The organism is Roseomonas nitratireducens, assembly GCF_017813355.1.
GTDB classification, from domain to species: Bacteria; Pseudomonadota; Alphaproteobacteria; order Acetobacterales; family Acetobacteraceae; genus Neoroseomonas; species Neoroseomonas nitratireducens.
Window position 1 is genome coordinate 37,192 of the sequence record NZ_JAGIYZ010000015.1, and the last position, 15,793, is coordinate 52,984.

Genomic DNA, 15,793 nt, shown 5'->3' on the forward strand with positions numbered 1-15,793 from the left:
CGCGTTTCGCCAGGGCCGGATCAGGGCCCTTCGACCGACGCCGCGGCGATCAGCAGCCACATCTCGTCCCGCAGCCGCTTGAGGTCGAGCGCCCGCAGCGCCGTCTTCTCGAGTCGGCAGGACAACTCGTTCGCCGCCGCCTCGGCGGGCGGCGCCAGGGCCCGCTCGGCCGCGCAGCCCGCGTCACGGAAGGCGAGGAAGGCCCGCTGCGCGCGCCGCAGCGGTTCCTGCTGCGCCGCGGGGGCGAGCAGCCCGACCTCGCGCAGCCACCGGTCCATCTGCTGCTGCCACAGCGCGGCCTCCACCTGGGCGCAGGATTCGGCCGGCATGGGGCGGCCCGGCAGGGCGGGCGGCAGGCGCGCGACGAGCAGGCCCTCCCCCGGCTCGCCCCGGCAGGTGCTCGTGATCCGCCAGGCGCAGCGGCCGAAGGCGGCGCGCGGCGGATGCGCCAGCGCGGACAGCACGCAGGCCTCGAGCCAGGCGCGCTCCGCCGGCAGGGGCCGCGGCCCGTCCGGGGCGCGCTGCGCCCGCAGCGGCGCGGCCAGGACCAGCAGCGTGAGCAGGAACGCCAGGCGTCTCATGCATCCCCTCGCTTCGCGCGGGCGCCGATGCGCGGCGCTCATCCTCGCCGCAGCGGGGGGATCGGGGAAGAGGGTGTCGGGCTAACTCGGCGCGGGCTCGCCGCGCGCGCCGTCCAGGGCGATCAAGTCGCGCGAAGGTCGATCCCTCGCGCGGGCGGAATCAGAGATCCGCGCGGCGCTCGGCGCGGCGCAGCACGGCGCAGAGGCGCGAGAAGGCGAGCCAGAAGGCGCCATGCTCCGGCGCCTGCTCCGCCTTGCCGCCGAAGGCCGGTTCGCCGCGGCGCAGCAGGCCGAGACGCGCCTCGAAGCGTCCGCGCATGTTCTCGAGGAAGGCGCCCGAGACACCGAGATACTGCTCGATCATGTCGGTCGCGATCTCGATCTCGATCTGCGCCTGGCCTTCGGTCGTGAAGCGCTTGAGCGCCCGGCTCTCATCCGCCAGCACGACATGCAGCCGGTGCAGGTCCTGCAGGTGGCGGGCGATGCGCTGGCGGGCCTCGCGCGCGGCATCGGTACCGGCGGGCATGTTGGTGTCCATGGGCGACCTCCGATGCCCATCATGCGGGCGTCGGATGAAGGTCCGGTGAAGATCGCGGCGCGGGTCGTCCCGCGCCGGGGCGATCAGCCCAGCCGCGCGGCGACGCGGGCGACCAGCGCCTCCCGCTCCGCCCGCATGCCGGCGCCGCGCGCCTTGGCCGCGGCCAGCACCCCGGCCGGCGCCGTTGCCGGCGAGCCCGCGTCGAAGGGCGGCGCCGGGGCGTATTCGATCTGCAGCTGGATCGCCTGCGCGACCTCGGGCGAAACCATTTCCGCGACCAGCGTCAGCGCGAAGTCGATCCCGGCCGTCACGCCGCCGCCGGTCACGAAGCGCCCGTCGCGCACCACCCGCCCTTGCACCGGCACGGCGCCGAGGGTGCTCAGGAAATCATGGCTCGCCCAATGCGTCGTCGCCTGCCGCCCCTTGAGCAGCCCCGCCGCCGCCAGCACCAGCGCGCCGGTGCACACCGAGGTGACGTAGCGCGCCGTCGCCGCCTGGGCGCGGAGGAAGGCGAGCACCTCCTCATCCTCCATCAGCGCCGCGACGCCGGGGCCGCCGGGCACGCAGACGACGTCGAGCGGCGGGCAATCGGCGAAGCGCGTGTCCGGCAGCATGGACAGACCGGTGTCCGACCGCACCGGGTCGGTCGTCTTCCACACCAGATGCGTGGTCGCGCCGGGCACGCGGGAGAACACCTCGAACGGTCCCGTCATGTCGAGCTGCGTCAGGCGCGGGAACAGCAGCAGGCCGAAGCGGAGCGGCGTGGTCATGGCGGTGGTCCTCCAGGAGCGGAAGGCTCGCACGGGGGCCGCGGCGGCGGAAGGGTGGCGCGCGCCCGCAGGTCCTCCGCCGTGTCGACGTCCCGCAGCACGCGCAGCAGCGCGACGCGCCGCCCGGCGAAGTTGCGCAGCGTGTCGGCCAGCGCGTGGCGGGTGGACCAGCGCACGCCGGCGAAGGGCCGGGCCGGCCGGCGCGGGCCCATCCCCACCAGCCAGTAGCCGCCATCCTCGGCCGGCCCGAACACCGCATCGGCACGGCCCAGGGCGCGGATGGCGGCGGCGATGTCGGACGGACGCAGGTCCGGGACGTCCGTCCCGGCCAGCACGGCGACGGGATGCGCGCGCATCGCGCCGGCCATCCGCGCGCCGAGGTCGCCCAGCGGCTGCGCCACGCGCCGCGTGCCGCGCGGGGCGAAGCGCGCCCAGTCCGCGCGGGCGCCGCGCGGGGTGGTGGCGAGCAGCGTCCGCCAGCGCGCATCGCGCGCGATGGGCCGCGCCACCGCCGCCAGCGTCCCGGCATAGAAGCGCAGCGCCGCGCGGTCGCCGATGCCGCGCGCCAGGCGGCGCTTCACGGCGCCCAGGCGCGGGGCGCGCGCGAAAAGGATCACGGTCGGGCGGGTCATGGCTGGGCAGCCAAGCGCATCAGCGGCGCCGGGCATAGAGCCGGGCGATGCGCGCCGGCGGCACGCCGAGGAACCAAAGCGAGAGGCAGAACAGGTTGCGCGCCGAGCGCGCCCGCCACCCCTCCCGCCGCCAGCGCTCGGCCGAGGTCACGAAGGGCAGGTCGAGCCCGACCAGCCGTGCGCGGCCGAGCCGGCGGACGAGGTCGACATCCTCCATGATCGGCAGCGGGCGGATGCCGCCGACCGCGTCCAGCAGGTCGCGCCGGACCAGCAGCCCCTGGTCGCCATAGGGCAGCGCCAGCCAGCGGCAGCGCCAGGCGACGGCGCGTTCCAGCCGGCGCGCCTGCGGCGCGGCATCGTCCAGGGCGAAGCGGAAATAGGCGGCGCGGCCGGCATGGGCGGGGTCGGCCATGAAGGCGGCCACCGCCGCGCGCCAGCCCTCCCCCGGCCGGGTATCCGCATGGATCAGCAGAAGCCAGGGCGCGGTCGCCGCGGCGGCGCCGGCGGCAAGCTGGCTGCCGCGCCCGCGCGGCGCGGGGAGGAAGCGCGCGCCCGCCGCCTCGGCGATGGCGCGGGTGGCATCGGTGCTGCCGCCATCGGCGACGATGACCTCCGCCGCCGCGCCGGACAGGGCGGCGAGCGTCGCGGCGAGGTGGGGCGCGGCGTTCAGGGTCGGAACGATGATGGACAATTCATGGTTCGTTCCCATTCAGCCGCCCATTCGTAAAAATCGCATTAACCACTCGTTCCCTACTTGTTCTTGACTCTTCTGGCCGATCTCGCCAGGATGCGTGAGAACAAAGCAAGAACTCCGAGAGGGATCCTTGCCATGCCCGACGGTACCGCCTTCCTCGACACGCCCGGCGCCGAGCCCCCCCTGCCCCTCCCCCCGGCGGCGCGGAAGGGCCGTGGGGCCGGGCTGAACCCGCCCAACCGCTTCGAGCGCAGCGCGCGGGAAGCCTTCGACGATGGCTGGGGCACGCTGGAAGCCGCCTTCGCCGACCTGCCCCCGCTGCCGACCACGCTGACCAAGGACCACGCGAAGTCGGCACTGGCCTGGAACGAGAGCCCGGATATCGGCTTCGACCGCGCCGTGAACCCCTATCGCGGCTGCGAGCATGGCTGCGTCTATTGCTATGCGCGGCCCTCCCACGCCTATCTGGGCCTGTCGCCCGGCCTCGATTTCGAGACGCGGCTGCTGTTCAAGCCCGACGTGGCGGCGCTGCTCGAAAAGGAGCTGCGCCGGCCGGGCTATGTCGCCAGGCCGATCGCGCTCGGGTCGAACACCGACCCCTACCAGCCGGTCGAGCGGACCCTGCAGCTGACGCGGGCGGTGCTGGAGGTGCTCGACCGCTTCGACCACCCGGTCACCATCGTGACGAAGTCCGCCGGCGTGCTGCGGGACATCGACATTCTGCGGAGGATGGCCGAGCGGAACCTGGTGCGGGTCTGCCTGTCGGTCACCACGCTCGATGCGCGGCTTGCCCGGATCATGGAACCCCGCGCCGCGGCGCCGGAGCGGCGCCTGGCCGCGATCCGGCATTTGTCCGAAACCGGCATTCCGGCCGCCGTGCTGGCCGCGCCGATGATCCCGGGGGTCAATGACTCGGAGCTGGAGACGATCCTGGAACGCGCCGCGGGGGCGGGGGCGACCAGCGCCGGCTACGTGCTGCTGCGCCTGCCGCTCGAGATCAAGCAGCTGTTCGAGGATTGGCTCGCCCGGCACATGCCCGACCGCGCGGCGCGCGTGCTGTCCCTGATCCGCCAGACCCGCGGCGGCGCGCTGTACGACAGCCGCTTCGGGGTGCGGCAGAAGGGCACCGGCGCCTATGCCGACCTGCTGGCGCAGCGCTTCGCGGTCGCCGCGCGGCGGCTGGGGCTGGAACGGCGCGGCGGCGGGACGGGGGCGCTCGACTGTTCGCGCTTCCAGGTGCCGCAGGCCGCGGGCGGGGCGACGCAGCTGGCGCTGTTCTAGGGTGGCGCCCGTCACGCCGCGGACAGGTGTTCCTTCAGCCGCGGCATCAGCTCGACCAGGTTGCAGGGCCGGTGTCGGCTGTCGAGCTGCCACTTCAGGATGTCGTCCCAGGCATCCTTGCAGGCGCCGGTCGAACCGGGCAGCGCGAACAGGTAGGTGCCGTCCGCCACGCCGCCCAGGGCGCGCGACTGCATCGTGGAGGTGCCGATCTTCTGGTAGCTCAGCATGCGGAACAGCTCGCCGAAGCCCTCGATCTCCTTCTCGAGCACGCGCTTGAAGGCCTCGGGCGTCACGTCGCGGCCGGTGATGCCGGTCCCCCCTGTGGTAATGACGCAATCCACCGCCGGGTCGGCGATCCAGCGCCGCAGCAGCACCTCGATGAGGTCAGCCTCGTCGCGCACGATCTCGCGGGCGACGCAGCGATGGCCGCCGGCCTCGATCCGCTCCTGCAGCGTCTGGCCGGAGCGGTCGGTGGACAGGTCGCGCGTGTCGCTCACGGTCAGCACCGCGATGTTCACGGGCAGGAAGGGCAGCTTTTCGTCGATCGGCATGGCGGGCCTCCGAGGCCCCGCAGAATGGGTCCGAGGGCATCCCGCCGCAAGGTCGCGCGCGGCCTATCCCTCCCGCACCAGCAGCAGCGCGCCGGACGGATGCATCCCCGCGCGCCAGCCCGGCGCGACGAAGGTGGTCGCGTCCAGTTGCGTGACGATCGCCGGTCCGGCGAAGCCGGCCCCCGGGCCGAGGCGCGCGCGGTCATAGACCGGCGCGTCGACGGTCCGCCCGTCGATCAGGATGGGCTGGCGCCCGACCTCCGCCGCCTCGGCCGCGCCGCCTTCGGCCGCGGCGGGCGCGGGCGCGGGCAGGACGCCGGTCGCCTCGACGCGCAGCGTCACGATCTCCATCGCGACGCCAGGCAGGTCGAAGCCGTACAGGCCGCGATGCGCGGCGGCGAAGGCCGGGCCGAGCGCCGGCAGGTCGGCGGGTTCGCGCCAGGGGACGGGGATCTCATGCCCCTGTTCCTCGTAGCGCATCAGGGCGACGCGGCGGATGCGGCGGTCGCCCGGCGCGACCTCCTCCTGCGCGAACCACTGCGCCGCCTCGGCCTCCAGCGCCGCGAACACCGCATGCAGCCGCGCGGCGTCGGCGCGGTCGAGCGGTTCGGCGACGCTGCGGGTGAACTCGGCCTTGAGGTCGGCGGCGAGCAGCCCCTGCGCGCAGAGCACGCCCGGCGCGGGCGGCACCAGCACGCGCGTGATGCCGAGCAGGTCGGCAAGCGCGCAGCCATGCAGCGGCCCCGCACCGCCGAAGGGCACCAGGGTGAAGTCGCGCGGGTCATGCCCGCGTTCCACCGAGACGACGCGGATCGCGCCCACCATGTTGTTGTCGGCGATGGCGAGGATGCCCCGCGCCGCCGCCTCCAGCCCCAGCCCGAGGGGTTCCGCCACGCGCCGCACCGCGGCTTCGGCCAGCGACCGGTCGAGCGCCATCCGCCCGCCGAGCAGCGCCGCCGGCAGGTGGCCGAGCGCCATATGCGCATCCGTCACCGTCGCCTCGGTGCCGCCGCGCCCGTAGCAGGCGGGGCCCGGATCGGCGCCCGCACTCTGCGGCCCCACGGTCAACGCGCCATCGGCGCCGAGCCGCGCAAGCGAGCCGCCGCCGGCGCCGATCGTGACCATATCGACCATCGGCAGGGCGAGCGGCCAGGGGCCGACGCGGCCGGACTGGGTCAGGCCGATCTCGCCCTTGGCGATCAGGCAGATGTCGGCGCTGGTGCCGCCGATATCGACGGTGATGATGTCGCCGATGCCCGCCGCCGCCGCGACGGTGCGCGCGCCCACCACCCCGGCCGCGGGGCCGGACAGCGCCGTCTGCGCCGGGGCGCGGCGGATCGAGGCAGCGCCCGCCACGCCGCCATTGGACTTCATCAGCAGCAGCGGCGCGGCGATGCCGGCCTCCGCCAGGCGCCGCTCGAGCCGCGCGATATAGGTCGAGACTGCCGGCATCACCGCGGCGTTGAGCACCGTCGCCATGCTGCGCTCGTACTCCCGCACCACGGGGAAGACGTCGACCGAGGCGGTCAGGGCGAGGCCCGGCGCTTCCTCGGCCAGGATCGCGAGCGCGCGGCGTTCATGCGCGGGGTTGGCGAAGGCATGCAGGAAGCACACGGCGATGGCTTCCGCCCCCGCGGCCAGCGCGCGCCGCGCGGCCTCGCGCACGGCGGCCTCATCCAGCGGGGTGAGTTCCGCGCCATCCGCCGCGATGCGGCCCGCGGCCTCGAACACCAGGGCGGGCGGGACGGGCCGGCGCGGCTTCACCCAGGCCCAGAGGTTGTCGCGCCGGGGCAGGTCGGCGCGGCCGATCTCCAGCACGTGGCGGAAGCCGGCATTGGTCAGAAGCGCGGTGCGCGCGGTGAGGCCTTCCAGGATCAGGTTGGTCGCGACCGTCGTGCCGTGCAGCACGCGCCCGATCTCCCCCGCCTGCCGCCCCGCGGCGGCGAGCGCCTGGGCGACGCCGGCGACGAAGGCCTCGGACGGGTCGCGCGGCGTGGACGGCGTCTTGGCCGTCCAGGCGCGGCCCGTCGCGGCGTCCTGCAGGGTGATGTCGGTGAATGTGCCGCCGATGTCGACGGCGACGATCAGGTCACGCGACGGCATCGCGGTACTCCCGCCGGTGGAACAGGGCCGCGGGCGGGCGATGCGCGCGCAGCGCGGCGGTCGCGGCCGCATCGACCGCGCCGTCGCGGATCGCGACGCCGTAGTCGCGCGCGGCCGCGTCCGTGCTGACGAAGCCGCCCAGCACGTCCTCGAGCACCCGCGCGGGCGGGCGGTCGAAGGGATGGCCCCATCCGCCGCCGCCGCCGGTCTCGATGCGGAAGACGTCGCCGCGGCGCAGGATGGTCCCGTCCGACAGCGGCGCGAGGATGCGCTCCCGGTCGGTGCCGGGATTGACCACGGCGCGGCCGGAGCCGCCATTCATCCCGCCCGCCACGCCCCAGGGCGGGTTGCGGACGCTGTCGATGCGCACGGCGAGCATCGCCTCATCGGCCAGCACCTCGAATTCCCGCACCACGCCGCAGCCGCCGCGATGCAGGCCCGGCCCGCCGGAATCGAGGTTCAGCCCATAGGCGCGCAGGCGGACGGGATAGGTGAGTTCCATGAACTCCGCCGGGTAGTTCTCCTGCGCGACGAAGTAGACCGCGTCGGTGCCGTCGGCGAAGGGGCGCGCGCCGTAGCCCACGCCGATGCCGTCGCTGAGCAGGAAGCGCCGGCCATCGGCCGTGCCGCGCAGGGCGATGACGACATAGGCCGAATGCGCGGCCGGTGCCTCCCCGCCGCGCGCGACGGCCACCAGCCCGTGCAGCGCCGCGAGCAGCCGCATCATCGTCAGCCCGCGCAGGCCGAGCGGTGCGGGCGCGCGCGGGGCGAGCAGCGAGCCTTCGCGCAACAGCACGCTGTCGATCGCGCGCGGGCCGCCGGCGTTCAGCACCTGGCCCGGCTGGCCCTGCAGCACATAGAGGCCGAGCGCCATCCCCGGCACGTCCGGATGCATCAGCAGGTTCACCGGGCCTGGCGCCTGGTCGTCGGTCTCGGTCGCGTCGAAGATGAAGCGGTCATCCTCGGTCCGCGTGAGCGCGAGGCGCAGCGTGAAAGGGCCGTTGCCCTGCCCGTCCGTGTCGATCGCATCCGCGAAGCGCGTGGTGCCGACGGGGAAGATGGCGCGCAGCCCGGCCCGCACCGCGGCTTCCGTGCGCGCGAGCAGCTGGGCGAAGGCATCGGCGAGCGTCGCCGCACCGAAGCGCCCGGCCATCTCGGCCAGGCGCTTCTCGCCCAGCCGCACGGCGGCCATCAGCGCGCGCGTGTCGCCCTGGGACTGGGTCGGAAAGCGGCTGTTGCGCCAGAAGGTGCGGAGAAGGTCCTCGTTCGTCTCCCCGCCGCGCATCAGGCGCACGGGCGGGACGATGATGCCTTCCTGGAAATGGTCGGTCGCGTCGGGGCTGATCGAGCCGGGCCTCAGCCCGCCGATGTCGGAGAAATGCGCCCAACCCATCACGAAGCCGACGCGCCGTCCCTCATGGAAGGCGGGGGCGAGGAAGACCTGGTCGTTGGAATGGGAGACGGCGCCGCGGCTGCCGTAGCAGTCGTTGTACCAGTACAGGTCGCCTTCCCGCATCGTCTCGATCGGATAGCGTTCCGCGACGGGGCCGACGATGTCGCCGAAGATCGGCAGGTCGCTGCCCACCGCCATGGCGCCGTCGGCGTCGAACAGCGCGGTGTAGAAATCCTTCTTCTCGCGGATGAAGGCGGACATGGCGGTGCGCTCGAGCAGCGCCTCCATCTCCGCCTGCGCGGCGCGGGCGGCGCCGCGGATGATCTCGAGCGTGACAGGGTCGCAAGCGGTCATGGTCCGGCCTTCAGGCGGCAAGGTCGCGCCAGCGCAGGCAGGCGACGGCGTGGCCGGGGTCCGCCTGCTCGATGACGGGGACGGTGCGGGCGCAGTCGGGCCTCGCCTCCGCGCAGCGCGGATGGAAGCGGCAGCCCGGCGGCACGGCGGCGAGGCTGGGCGGGTCGCCGGGCAGCGACGGCCCGCTCTCCCGCCCATCGAGATGCGGCGCGGCGGCGAGCAGGGCGCGCGTGTAGGGATGGCGCGGCGCGGCGAACAGCGTCTCCGCCGCGCCCTGTTCGACCACGCGGCCGAGATACATCACCGCGACGCGGTCGCAGACCCGCCGCACCACGGACAGATCGTGCGAGATGAACAGGTAGGTCAGGCCGAAGCGCGCGCGCAGGTCGCGCAACAGGCGCAGCACCGCCGCCTGGACGGACAGGTCCAGCCCGGCGGTGGGTTCGTCGAGGATCACCACCTTGGGCCGCAGCAGCAGGATGCGCGCCAGCCCGATCCGCCGCTGCTGCCCGCCCGACAATTCATGCGGGTAGCGATCGGCCAGCGCCGCGTCGAGGCCGACCGCGGCGAGCGTCTCGGCGATACGCGCGGCCTGTTCCGCGCGGTCGGAGATGCCGTGGATGGCGAGCCCCTCGGCCAGCGTCGCGCCGACGCGCCACCAGGGGTCGAGCGCCGCGCCCGGATCCTGGTGGACATACTGCACCGCCGCGCGCACGCGCCGCGCCGCGCGCGGATCCAGGCCCGAGACGCGCTTGCCGGCCAGACGAACCTCGCCGCCGCTTTCGCGCTGCAGGCCGAGCAGCGCGCGCGCCAGCGTGGTCTTGCCGCAGCCGCTCTCGCCGACGATGCCGAAGGTCTCGCCTTCCTCCACTGACAGGTCCACGCCATCGACCGCACGCACGCCGGCGCGGCTGCGCAGCAGCCCGCGCCGCGCGCCGAGTTCGACCGCGAGTCCGGTGGCGCCGAGGATCTCAGCCAAGGATCGCCTCCGGCAGAGGTTCGGCATGCCAGGGGCAGGCCACGGCGCGGTCGCCCGGCAATGGCTGCAAGGGCGGCGGTTCCGCCACGCAGCCCGAATGAACGATGGGGCAGCGCGGATGGAAGCGGCAGCCGCCCGGCTGCGCCGTCGCCGCCGGCACGGTGCCGGGAATGCCCAGCGGCTCCGTCGCGCGGTCCGGATGGCAGGCGAGCAGCATGCGCGTGTAGGGATGGCGCGGCGCGTCCAGCACCTCCCGCGTCGGTCCGGATTCCGCGACGCGGCCGGCGTAGAGCACCGTGACCTCGGCGCAGAGATTGGCCAGCACGCCGAAATCATGTGTGACGAACAGCAGCGAGAGCCCGCGCTCGGCGACCAGGCCGCGCAGCAGGGCGAGGATTTCCCGCTGCGTCGTGACGTCGAGCGCGGTGGTCGGCTCGTCGGCGATGATGAGCGCCGGGTCGCAGGACATCGCCGCGGCGATCAGCAGCCGCTGGCGCTGCCCGCCGGAGAACTGGTGCGGAAACTTTCGAAGCGCCGCCTCCGGGTCCGGCAGCTGGACCGCGCGGAACAGCTCGACCAGCCGGCGCTTGTGGTCGGCGCGGGACCCGCGCGCGTGGCGGCGCATGATCTCGAGGATCTGGTCGCCGGCGCGGAAGACGGGATTGAGCGAGAGATAGGGGTCCTGCGGCACGAAGCCGATCCGCCCGCGCGCGGAAGCGGCGCGGTCGCTGAGGATGTCCCGCCCCTCGAACAGGATCGCCCCGCGCGGCGTCTCCGCCCCGCGCGGCAGGATGCCGAGGATGGCGCGCAGCAGCGTCGACTTGCCGCAGCCGCTCTCGCCGACCACGCCGACGGTGCCGCCGCGCGGGACGCTGATCGAGACGTCGTCCAGGATGTCGGCGATGCCACCATCCGAGCGCAGCCGCACGCCGAGCCCCTGCACCTCGAGCACCGGCGCGTTCACCGGCGGGACCGCCGCAGCCGCGGGTCGGCCGCGTCGCGCAGCCCGTCGCCGAGGAGGTTGAAGCCCAGCACCAGCAGCAGGATGGCGAGGCCCGGAAAGGTCGGGAACCACCAGGCTTCCGGCAGGTGCTGCCGCGCCTCGGACACGGCGAGGCCCCAATCGGGCGAGGGCGGCGCGGCGCCGACGCCGAGGAAGCCGAGGATCGCCGCGGTCAGGATGGTGAAGCCCATGCCGATCGTCGCGCGCACCAGCACCGCCGGCGCCGCGTTCGGCAGCACATGCAGGAACAGGATGCGCGACGGCCGCGCGCCGATGCCCGCCAGCGCGTCGACGAAGAGCGCGCTGCGCAGCCGGCGCGTCTCGGCGAAGACGGTGCGCCCGAAGAACGGCCAGTAGGTGAGCGCGAGCGCGACCATGGCCGCCGTGATGCCCGGCGCGAGCAACTGACCGAGCGCAAGGGCGAGGATGAGCTGCGGCACGGCGAGGAACACGTCCGTCACGCGCATCAGCGTCTCGGACAGCCAGCCTTCGCGCCAGCCCGCCGCAAGCCCGATCGGCACGCCGATCGCCATCGCCGCGACCACGACGGAAACCGCGACGAGCAGCGCGTTGCGCGTGCCGAGGATGACGCGGGAGAGGATGTCGCGCCCGAGATTGTCCGTCCCGAAGGGGTGTTCGGCCGAGGGCGGGCGCAGCCGGCGCAGCAGGTGGCTTTCGAAGGCGTCGTCAGGATAGGGGGCGAGCCAGGGGGCGAAGATCGCGACGACGACCGCCAGCAGCACGATGGCGAGGCCGAAGGTCGCGACCGGGTCGCGCAGCAGCAGGCGCAGGGCGTTCACCGCGCATCCTCCGCCACGCGCGGGTCGATCAACGCCTGGGCGACGTCGACCGTCACGTTCACCACGGCATAGACGACGCCCACCACCATCGTGACCGCCAGCAGCGCCTTGTAGTCGGCCGACAGGATCGCCTGCACGGCATAGGTGCCGAGGCCGGGCCAGTCGAAGATCGCCTCCACCGCCACGGCACCGGAGATCAGCGCGCCGAACAGCAGCCCGACCTGCGTGACCACGAGCGTGACCGCGTTGCGCAGCACGTAGATCGCGGCGAGCCGCACCCGACCGTATCCGGCCGCGCGGGCATAGAGGACGAAGTCCTTCTGCAGCGTCTCGAGCACGCCCGACCGCGTGAAGCGCGCGATGGTGGCGAGCCCCGGCAGGCTGAGCGTGATCGCAGGCAGCGCGAGATGGCGCAGCGCGTCGACGAACATGTCCCCGCGCCCGGCCACCAGGCTGTCCACCAGCACGAAGCCGGTCACCCGCGGCGGCAGGCCGGTCGCGACATCGACGCGCCCGCGCAGCGGCAGCACGTCGAGGTCCATGGAAAAGACAAGCTGCAGCATGATCGCGAGCCAGAAGGAGGCGATGGCGAGCCCGCCCACCGACAGCAGCCGCACGAGGTGATCGACCGGCCCGTTGTGGTTCAGCGCCGCGACGAGGCCGAGCGGAATGCCGAGGAAGGTCGCCAGGAACAGCGCCGCGAAGGTCAGTTCGAGCGTCGCGGGCAGGCGCTGGGCGATCTCCTCCGCCACCGGGCGGCCGGAGAAGATGCTGCGGCCGAAATCCCCCGTCAGCACCTGCCGCACATGGATCACGGCCTGTTCCAGGATCGGCCGGTCGAGCCCGTATTGCGCGCGGATCTCGGCGATCTGCGCCGGCGTCGCGCCATCACCGGCCAGCGTCGCCGCCGGATCCCCCGGGATGACCCGGGAGAGCACGAAGGTCAGGATGACCAGCCCGAACAGCGCCGGCAGCGCGAGCAGCAGCCGGCGGAGGACGTAGCGCGCCACGCGGCGCGCTCAGTTGGCCAGCGACATCAACCGGATCTCACCGCCCGAGCCGACCGGGGAGAACTGGTAGCCCTCGACGCGCCGCGTCAGGCCGCGCAGGTTCAGCGTGTTGTAGACCCATATGTCCGGGCTGTCGGCGACGATCTGGCGCGTGGCCTGCTGGTAAAGCCGCTCCCGCTCCGCACGGTCGAGGCTGGCGCGCGCGCGGCGCAGCAGCGTGTCGACCTCGGCATTGGTGTACCAGGCGCTCGCCTTCCAGGTACCGTGGAACTGGCTGTCGTACATCTGCCCGACCCAGTTCTCGGGATCGACGAAATAGGTCGAGACCCAGTGGATCCACATGTCGGGCGTCGATTCCGCCCGCGCGGTGGCCGAGGTGATGTTCGCCCAGGTGTTCGGTACGATGCGCAGGTTGATGCCGATGCGCCGCAGGTCGGCCTGGAACATCTGCGCCGCCTGGGTGGTCTGCTCGAGTTCCGACTGGATGTGGATCTCGATCTCGCGGCCGATCGGCGCGCCGGCGGCGCGGGCGCGGTCGCAATGCTGGCGCGCGGTCTCGAGGTTGAAGGCATAGGGCGTGAGGTCGGGCGGATTGCCCCAGAGGTTGTTCGGGTTCGGCCCGCCATTGCGCACGACGAGGCCGCGCAGGATCACCTCGTTGAAGCCCTGGTAGTTGAAGGCGTGGGCGAAGCAGAGCCGCGCATCGCGGTTGTCGAAGGGCGGCTTGCGGTTGTTCATGCGGATGATGAAGACGCGCATGCTCTCGTCGCGCGCCACGCGCGTGCGGGCGTTGCGGTCCACGCGCTCGACCTGGTCGGTCGGCAGGTAGGAATCGGTCGCGTCGATCTCGCCGCGCAGCAGCGCGAGTACGCGGGTCGAGGTCTCCAGCACCGGGCGGGCGCGGACCTGCTCGATCGGCCGCTGGTTGTGGCCCCAGCCCATGAAATGGTCCGGGAAGCGCGCGAGGTCCATCGACACGCGCGCCTGGTAGTTGGCCGGATCGACGCGATAGGCGCCCGACCCGGCGCTGTTCGCGGCGAGCCAGGTCGCGCCCCAGTCGTTGTTCGCCACATGCGGGGCAAGCGCGCGCTGGTTGACGATGGCGACGAGCGGAATGGCCGAAAGGAACGGCGCGTAGGGGCTCGACAGCACGAAGCGGACGGTGCGCGGGCCGGTCGCCGTGACGTTCTCCGCGCGCAGCACGGGCGTGAAGGCGGCCGCGGGGGCGCGGTTCATCGCCAGCAGGCGGCGGAAGGAATAGACGACGTCCTCGGCCGTCATGGGGCTGCCGTCGTGGAAGCGGATGCCCTCGCGCAGCGTGAAGTCCCAGGTCAGGCCGTCGGCGCTGGTCGTGTGGCTCTCGGCGAGCCAGGGGACGAGCTGCGGCGGGTTGCCCTGGTAGCGGTACAGCCCGTCATACACGTTCAGCAGCACGAACTGGCTCGGCACGTCGAAGATCGCGTGCGGGTCGAGCGTCGCGGGCAGCGTGTCGCCCCAGACGAGCGGCCTTTGCTGCGCGAGCGCCGGTGCGACGGGCAACGTGGCGATGGCAGCCGCCAGGACGGCGGCGCGCAAGCGGCGGAAGCCCATGCTTCGGTTCTCCTTCGGAGGCTCGAGATGCGCATTTGAGACCCGCCCGTCGGGGCAGGCAAGCCACCTTGCAACGCGGCGGCGCGCACGCCACGCCACGCCTGCCCCTTCGGCGGGCACGCGTTGCGCGGAACCGCACACGGCGAACGCAGCCATCAGCCGTAGCGGCTGCGCGGCATGTCGAGCCCGAGATGCCCGCGCAGCGTCGTCGCGGTATAGTTCCGGCGGAACAGGCCGCGCCGCTGCAGTTCGGGAACCACCTCGTCGACGAAGCCGTCGAAGGCGCCGGGGAACCAGGCGGGCAGGATGTTGAAGCCGTCCGCCGCACCGCCCTCGAACCACTCCTGCAGCGTGTCGGCGATGTCGGCCGCGGTACCGGCGATCACCCAATGCCCGCGCGCCGCGCCGGTCAGGTTGTGCAGGTCGCGCCAGGTCATGCCTTCCCGCCGCGCCTTGGACAGCATGGCGCGGGCGAAGCCGTGCGAGGTGTCGGGCAGGGGCAGGTCCGGCACCTTGTCCTCCGGCGCGAAGCCCGAGACGTCGATGCCGAGGCGGCTCGACAGCAGGCTCGCCGCATTGGTCGAGGTGACGAAGGATTGCAGGCGGTCCAGCACGTCCCGCGCCTCCTGCCGCGTGCGGCCGAGGATGGGCATCACACCCGGCAGCACGGCGACGTCCTCCGCGCGGCGGCCGAAGCGCGGCAGGCGGGATTTCAGCGCGGCATAGGCCGCCTTGGCCTCGTCCAGGTCCTGCACGACCGAGAAGACGACATCCGCCGTCCGCGCCGCGAGGTCGAGGCCGGGCTCCGACGATCCCGCCTGCAGCACGATGGGCCGGCCCTGCGGGCAGCGCCCGATGTTGAGCGGCCCCTGGACGCGGAAATAGGTCCCCTCATGGTCCAGCCGATGGACCTTGGCGGCGTCGATGTAGCGCCCGGTGGCGCGGTCGGCGACGATCGCCCCGTCCTCCCAGCAGTCCCAGAGGCCGAGCACGACGTCGACGAATTCCTCCGCCACGCGGTAGCGCTCGGCATGCGGTGGGTGATCGCGCCCGAAATTCGGCGCCGCGCGCGGGTTGGAGCTCGTCACCGCGTTCCAGGCGGCGCGCCCGCCGCTCAGGTGATCGAGCGAGGCGAAGTAGCGCGCGACGTTGAAGGGCTCGTTGTAGCTGGTCGATGCGGTCGCGCCGAGGCCGAGATGCGTCGTCGTCGCCGCCAGCGCGGCGAGCATGGTGATCGGCTCGAAGCGCGCGGTGAAGGACGGGTGGTCGTTCGCCCCCGCCTGCAGACCGTCGCCGAGGAACAGCAGGTCGAAGCAGCCCCGCTCGGCGATGCGGGCGATGTGCTGGATGACGGGCAGGCTCTGGAAGCTGTCATAGGCGTCCGGCATCCGCCATCCGGCGATGTGGTTGCCGGTGCCGAGGACGAAGACCCTGAGATGCATCTGCCGCGCCGACATCCGAACCCTCCGACCACTCGCAGGCGCGCAGCCTTGCCCTCGTCGCGCGGCGTGGCA

The 15,793-nt window shown here is 73.4% G+C and carries 15 protein-coding genes; 1 reads left to right on the forward strand and 14 read right to left on the reverse strand.

Annotated features, from left to right (window positions below; translation table 11 throughout):
* Positions 1-20 precede the first annotated feature (20 nt).
* The 5 genes from J5Y09_RS15625 to J5Y09_RS15645 all read right to left on the reverse strand — a co-directional run bounded on the left by J5Y09_RS15625 (position 21) and on the right by J5Y09_RS15645 (position 3,230).
* Entirely contained in the window at positions 21-581 is a 561-nt protein-coding gene (locus tag J5Y09_RS15625; protein WP_209352746.1) for a lysozyme inhibitor LprI family protein, read from the reverse strand.
* A 160-nt stretch (positions 582-741) separates the two neighbouring features.
* Complete coding sequence (locus J5Y09_RS15630) at positions 742-1,119, reverse strand: hypothetical protein (protein ID WP_209352747.1); 378 nt, start codon at positions 1,117-1,119, stop codon at positions 742-744.
* A gap of 83 nt (positions 1,120-1,202) precedes the next feature.
* Positions 1,203-1,889: a DJ-1/PfpI family protein gene (locus tag J5Y09_RS15635; protein ID WP_209352748.1), complete on the reverse strand. Its 687-nt coding sequence runs from the start codon at positions 1,887-1,889 to the stop codon at positions 1,203-1,205.
* The gene (locus tag J5Y09_RS15640) at positions 1,886-2,521 is read right to left on the reverse strand and encodes a TIGR04282 family arsenosugar biosynthesis glycosyltransferase (RefSeq protein ID WP_209352749.1); all 636 of its coding nucleotides are present in this window, start codon (positions 2,519-2,521) and stop codon (positions 1,886-1,888) included. The genes J5Y09_RS15635 and J5Y09_RS15640 overlap by 4 nt, the downstream gene beginning before the upstream one ends.
* Before the next feature lie 19 nt (positions 2,522-2,540).
* Positions 2,541-3,230: a TIGR04283 family arsenosugar biosynthesis glycosyltransferase gene (locus tag J5Y09_RS15645; RefSeq protein WP_209352750.1), complete on the reverse strand. Its 690-nt coding sequence runs from the start codon at positions 3,228-3,230 to the stop codon at positions 2,541-2,543.
* Between the two features lie 120 nt (positions 3,231-3,350).
* Here J5Y09_RS15645 and J5Y09_RS15650 point away from each other — a divergent pair, with 120 nt between their 5' ends.
* Complete coding sequence (locus J5Y09_RS15650) at positions 3,351-4,496, forward strand: PA0069 family radical SAM protein (protein WP_209352751.1); 1,146 nt, start codon at positions 3,351-3,353, stop codon at positions 4,494-4,496.
* Positions 4,497-4,507: 11 nt separating this feature from the next.
* On the opposite strand, the gene moaB is transcribed toward J5Y09_RS15650, so the two are convergent.
* From moaB to J5Y09_RS15695, 9 genes are all read right to left on the reverse strand, one after another.
* Complete coding sequence (gene moaB, locus J5Y09_RS15655) at positions 4,508-5,047, reverse strand: molybdenum cofactor biosynthesis protein B (protein WP_209352752.1); 540 nt, start codon at positions 5,045-5,047, stop codon at positions 4,508-4,510.
* A 63-nt stretch (positions 5,048-5,110) separates the two neighbouring features.
* The gene (locus J5Y09_RS15660; RefSeq protein ID WP_209352753.1) at positions 5,111-7,150 is read right to left on the reverse strand and encodes a hydantoinase/oxoprolinase family protein; all 2,040 of its coding nucleotides are present in this window, start codon (positions 7,148-7,150) and stop codon (positions 5,111-5,113) included.
* Entirely contained in the window at positions 7,137-8,897 is a 1,761-nt protein-coding gene (locus tag J5Y09_RS15665; protein WP_209352754.1) for a hydantoinase B/oxoprolinase family protein, read from the reverse strand. The genes J5Y09_RS15660 and J5Y09_RS15665 overlap by 14 nt, the downstream gene beginning before the upstream one ends.
* 10 nt (positions 8,898-8,907) lie before the next feature.
* A complete protein-coding gene (locus tag J5Y09_RS15670) occupies positions 8,908-9,876 on the reverse strand; it encodes an oligopeptide/dipeptide ABC transporter ATP-binding protein (RefSeq protein WP_245217164.1) in 969 nt (322 codons plus the stop codon).
* The gene (locus J5Y09_RS15675; protein WP_209352756.1) at positions 9,869-10,840 is read right to left on the reverse strand and encodes an ABC transporter ATP-binding protein; all 972 of its coding nucleotides are present in this window, start codon (positions 10,838-10,840) and stop codon (positions 9,869-9,871) included. The genes J5Y09_RS15670 and J5Y09_RS15675 overlap by 8 nt, the downstream gene beginning before the upstream one ends.
* The gene (locus J5Y09_RS15680; protein ID WP_209352757.1) at positions 10,837-11,679 is read right to left on the reverse strand and encodes an ABC transporter permease; all 843 of its coding nucleotides are present in this window, start codon (positions 11,677-11,679) and stop codon (positions 10,837-10,839) included. The genes J5Y09_RS15675 and J5Y09_RS15680 overlap by 4 nt, the downstream gene beginning before the upstream one ends.
* Positions 11,676-12,689, reverse strand: coding sequence for an ABC transporter permease (locus J5Y09_RS15685; protein WP_209352758.1), 1,014 nt, complete (start codon positions 12,687-12,689; stop codon positions 11,676-11,678). Before J5Y09_RS15685 ends, J5Y09_RS15680 begins: the two co-directional genes overlap by 4 nt.
* Positions 12,690-12,698: 9 nt before the next feature.
* Complete coding sequence (locus J5Y09_RS15690) at positions 12,699-14,279, reverse strand: ABC transporter substrate-binding protein (protein ID WP_209352759.1); 1,581 nt, start codon at positions 14,277-14,279, stop codon at positions 12,699-12,701.
* Between the two features lie 155 nt (positions 14,280-14,434).
* A complete protein-coding gene (locus J5Y09_RS15695) occupies positions 14,435-15,721 on the reverse strand; it encodes an LLM class flavin-dependent oxidoreductase (protein WP_245217165.1) in 1,287 nt (428 codons plus the stop codon).
* Positions 15,722-15,793: the final 72 nt, after the last annotated feature.

Coding starts and splice junctions, on each gene's coding strand:
- J5Y09_RS15625 (WP_209352746.1), bottom strand. CDS start 581: ATGAGACGCCTGGCGTTCCTGCTCACGCTGCTGGTCCTGGCCGCGCCG.
- J5Y09_RS15630 (WP_209352747.1), bottom strand. CDS start 1,119: ATGGACACCAACATGCCCGCCGGTACCGATGCCGCGCGCGAGGCCCGC.
- J5Y09_RS15635 (WP_209352748.1), bottom strand. CDS start 1,889: ATGACCACGCCGCTCCGCTTCGGCCTGCTGCTGTTCCCGCGCCTGACG.
- J5Y09_RS15640 (WP_209352749.1), bottom strand. CDS start 2,521: ATGACCCGCCCGACCGTGATCCTTTTCGCGCGCGCCCCGCGCCTGGGC.
- J5Y09_RS15645 (WP_209352750.1), bottom strand. CDS start 3,230: ATGGGAACGAACCATGAATTGTCCATCATCGTTCCGACCCTGAACGCC.
- J5Y09_RS15650 (WP_209352751.1), top strand. CDS start 3,351: ATGCCCGACGGTACCGCCTTCCTCGACACGCCCGGCGCCGAGCCCCCC.
- moaB (WP_209352752.1), bottom strand. CDS start 5,047: ATGCCGATCGACGAAAAGCTGCCCTTCCTGCCCGTGAACATCGCGGTG.
- J5Y09_RS15660 (WP_209352753.1), bottom strand. CDS start 7,150: ATGCCGTCGCGTGACCTGATCGTCGCCGTCGACATCGGCGGCACATTC.
- J5Y09_RS15665 (WP_209352754.1), bottom strand. CDS start 8,897: ATGACCGCTTGCGACCCTGTCACGCTCGAGATCATCCGCGGCGCCGCC.
- J5Y09_RS15690 (WP_209352759.1), bottom strand. CDS start 14,279: ATGGGCTTCCGCCGCTTGCGCGCCGCCGTCCTGGCGGCTGCCATCGCC.
- J5Y09_RS15695 (WP_245217165.1), bottom strand. CDS start 15,721: ATGCATCTCAGGGTCTTCGTCCTCGGCACCGGCAACCACATCGCCGGA.